The sequence below is a fragment of the Acinetobacter sp. OYA S30 genome (assembly GCF_033599315.1).
GTDB lineage: Bacteria > Pseudomonadota > Gammaproteobacteria > Pseudomonadales > Moraxellaceae > Acinetobacter > Acinetobacter baumannii.
This window is the reverse complement of the sequence record NZ_JAWVAV010000086.1, coordinates 1-3,340: the sequence shown is the minus strand read 5'-3', so window position 1 is coordinate 3,340 and position 3,340 is coordinate 1. Positions and strand designations below refer to the sequence as shown.

Sequence of the window (3,340 nt, the reverse complement as noted above, 5' to 3'; positions counted from 1 at the left end):
TCAGAAGCAGCTAGAGCTTGAGAGAGAGCGTCAGAAGCAGCTAGAGCTTGAAAGAGAGCGTCAGAAGCAGCTAGAGCTTGAAAGAGAGCGTCAGAAGCAGCTAGAGCTTGAGCAGCAGTTAAGGCTTGAGATGGAATCACAGCCCGAAAAAGTAGTACAAGCGAAAAGAGTGGAAGAAGACTACGATGGCCCAGGATGGTAGAGCCGAGTGTCTACGAGGCGAACGTCCAGAAAATGAAAGTTCTCCCCTCCTTGATTACCGTTGAGTTCAGAGTGAAGCCATCACGCAGCTGTGCGGAGTGATGAGCTGACCGAATGAACGAAACAAGCAGGCGAATCAAAGCAATAATATGATTTTGTGTATAATAAAACGACTAAAATGGCTAACCGTGTCCAATTAGTGGTTTTAGTGCAAAGGCAAAAGCGGTAACTTTTGCCACAAGAGGCAAAGCTGGAACTTTGCCTTTTGTTTTTTATGTAAACCTATTTCCTGAACTAAAAATTTTTTAGTTGAAAAGTTTGTTAATTTAAAGGTTCGCCAGGTTGCAATCAAAATGAAATGGTTGTAATTTCAGAAACAGAATTTTTTTAATAATCAGATTGGTATAGGCACAAAAAAAGCCCGAATCTTTGGCGAGAACGTGGGCTTTTGATGTACATGCTGATCACTTGCGAGAACGTCAACATGCAAAAGCATTATAGACCGTCTAGCAAGCCGTTTAAAGGCTTGAGAGATGCAAAATAATCCAAAGTACACAAATACCCAAAAATTCCATCAAAGCTTTTTAGAGCATTCTAAAGTCACGTCTGCAAAAAAATCCGCGCCCCTTGGGACTATCACGAAATCATGTTCCAACCACGCTACGCAAGGCTCTCAGGAAAACAATTCTCATGCTAAGGCTAAAGAATATAGAAAAATGACCATCGCTTTAAAAGAGCGAGCTGGGGAGCTTTTATATAGTCCAAAAGAATTGAAACAAAATCGTGTTTGCGGATGCGGAAAGCATCGAATTGATAAAGAATTGCCTGTCGGTGTGACTTATAACGAAAAAACAGGTTTAGCTGGTTATGACAATCTTCAATATTGTGGCTCTGTTTGGGTCTGCCCTGATTGCTCATATAAGATTAGCCAAGAACGAAAAACCGAATTAGCGGAAGCTATGAAAAGCTGTCGTAGCAAGGGTTTACAGGTTTTAATGCTGACTTTAACCGTTCCCCATTATGCAGGGGACGACCTTCGAGATCTGCTTAAGAAAATGAGCAAGACAAAACATGCTCTTTGGACTAATCGAAATAGTCGTGATTATCTTGAAGAACAATTTCCACTTGTTGGGCACATTACAGCTACAGAGGTTAAGTACTCAGATCACAATGGCTTCCATCCGCATTACCATATTTTGTGTTTTACAGAGCGGAACTTTAAACAGGAAGATATTGATTTAATTCAAAATGAACTTTATGAACTTTGGGCTGAGAAGTGTGTAAAGAATGGCCTTAGTAAGCCATCAAAAGAACATGGATTACATATAAAAATTGGTTCAAATGAAGATGTTCTTGCTGACTACATAAGCAAGTGGGGACTTGCTTCTGAGATGACGCAGGCTCATCAAAAAATAGGTAAGAAAAATAAAGACAGTTTAACTATGTGGGAGGTTTTGGAACTTTCAACAATGGAAGCAAGTACCAATGATAAGTATGGACATATCTTTAAAAAATATGCTCAAGCGTTCAAGGGTCGTGCTCAATTATTCTGGTCGAAAGGCTTGAAAGACTTGCTGATTAAGGCTTTGACAAAAGAAGAAGAAGAAGAAAAAGCCAAAAATGAGGCTGATGAATATGCTCAATTTCTTGATGATAATCCGCTTGTTTTGAGTTTGCATTCTAAGGATTGGTGGTCTGTGTGTTACCACAAAAAGCGAGCTGAACTTTTGGATCTGGTGGAATCCGATTTTCGAGAAAATGGGATTCAGACAGACCTAAAATCAGTTATGGATTTTTTGGTCGGGCTTAAAAATCCAAGGGATTTTTCAGGGGTCAAGGGGATGGAATCCCATTGCTCATGAACTTTTAAAACCCTTTTGGGTTTTAGAAAGTGTAGTGAGTACACTTTCACGCTAAAAGTTCTCCCAGAATTCTGATATCGTGTGTTTTTTGCGGCATTGGATTTTTGTATGTCTTTCGCTATATATCGAACTGAAAAACTCAAAAGCTTTGGTGAAATTGGTGGGTCTCTTTCTCACACTTACCGAACTCGCAATACGCCCAATGCTGATGAAAATAGAATTCATTTAAATGAACATTCTCTACAAACATACAATCAATGTTTTGAAGCTATCAAAAAATCTATTCCGGAGAAAAGACGATCTAATGCGGTTCTATGTATTGAACATTTAATTACTGCGAGTCCCGCATGGGAGGGTTGGGGGACTGAGAAAGAGAAAGAGTTTTTTGATAAATCTTTAGACTTTGTGAAGAAAAAATACGGCTCAGAAAATGTTATTGCACACTCAATTCATAGAGATGAGACAACACCGCATTTAATTGTTTATGTTACTCCCATTGATGAAAAGGGCGGTTTAAATGCAAAAAAATGGCTCGGTGGAAGAGCAATATTAAGTCAAACACAGACTCAATTTGCTAAGGAAGTGAAGCATTTAGGACTAAATCGGGGGGTGGAAAATTCAAAAGCACGACATAAGACAGTTAAAGAGTTTTATGCTGAAATTCAAAAACCTGTTTCTAAAAAAGAAATAAAGCCAATCAATATCAAAAAATTTTCGGGTGATTTACCTAAAAAAAGGGGGCTTGAACGTTCAGAATCTTATGCTCAAAAGGTGGTCGATGTTGTTTTTGATGATGCTCAAAAGCAAGTTGAGCAAGCTGTAAAATTTTACATGGATGAGATTGCTGCTACTCATGATCACTATCAACGAGTCTTGCGTCTTGAACAGATAAAAACTGAGTCGGAAAAAGTTGCTCGGAGACGTGCGGAGGATGCTGCAACCAAGTTATCAAAAGAAGTCGTTAGCTTAAGAAAAGACTTTGATCAAAAAGTAAGAGATATAAGACGTGAAGAGGACAGGCTCGAAAAGCTGTACGGAACTTATTTTGAGTTCAAGTATTTATATCCTGACGATGCACGTCAGCTCGAAGAAAAGATGAAGGTGAAAATTTACAATCATCCGAAAAAAGTAATAGAGCGCGAAGCTATGAAGGACTATGAGCAGTATTTACAGGAACGTGAGCAGCAGTTCGAGCAGAAGCGGCAGGAGAGAGAGCGTCAGAAGCAGCTAGAGCTTGAAAGAGAGCGTCAGAAGCAGCTAGAGCTTGAGAGAGAGCG

The 3,340-nt window shown here is 39.4% G+C and carries 3 protein-coding genes; all 3 read left to right on the top strand.

Annotated features, from left to right (window positions below; genetic code table 11):
* A partial coding sequence (locus R5R67_RS19055) for a hypothetical protein (protein ID WP_318755171.1) occupies positions 1 to 202 on the top strand: 202 nt, incomplete at its 5' end.
* Positions 203 to 734: 532 nt separating this feature from the next.
* Complete coding sequence (locus tag R5R67_RS19050; RefSeq protein ID WP_318755170.1) at positions 735 to 2,063, top strand: protein rep; 1,329 nt, start codon at positions 735 to 737, stop codon at positions 2,061 to 2,063.
* A gap of 108 nt (positions 2,064 to 2,171) precedes the next feature.
* A partial coding sequence (mobV, locus tag R5R67_RS19045) for a MobV family relaxase (protein ID WP_318755168.1) occupies positions 2,172 to 3,340 on the top strand: 1,169 nt, incomplete at its 3' end.

Excerpts from the sequence above, each read along its gene's own strand:
- R5R67_RS19050 (WP_318755170.1), top strand. The coding sequence starts at position 735 with ATGCAAAATAATCCAAAGTACACAAATACCCAAAAATTCCATCAAAGC.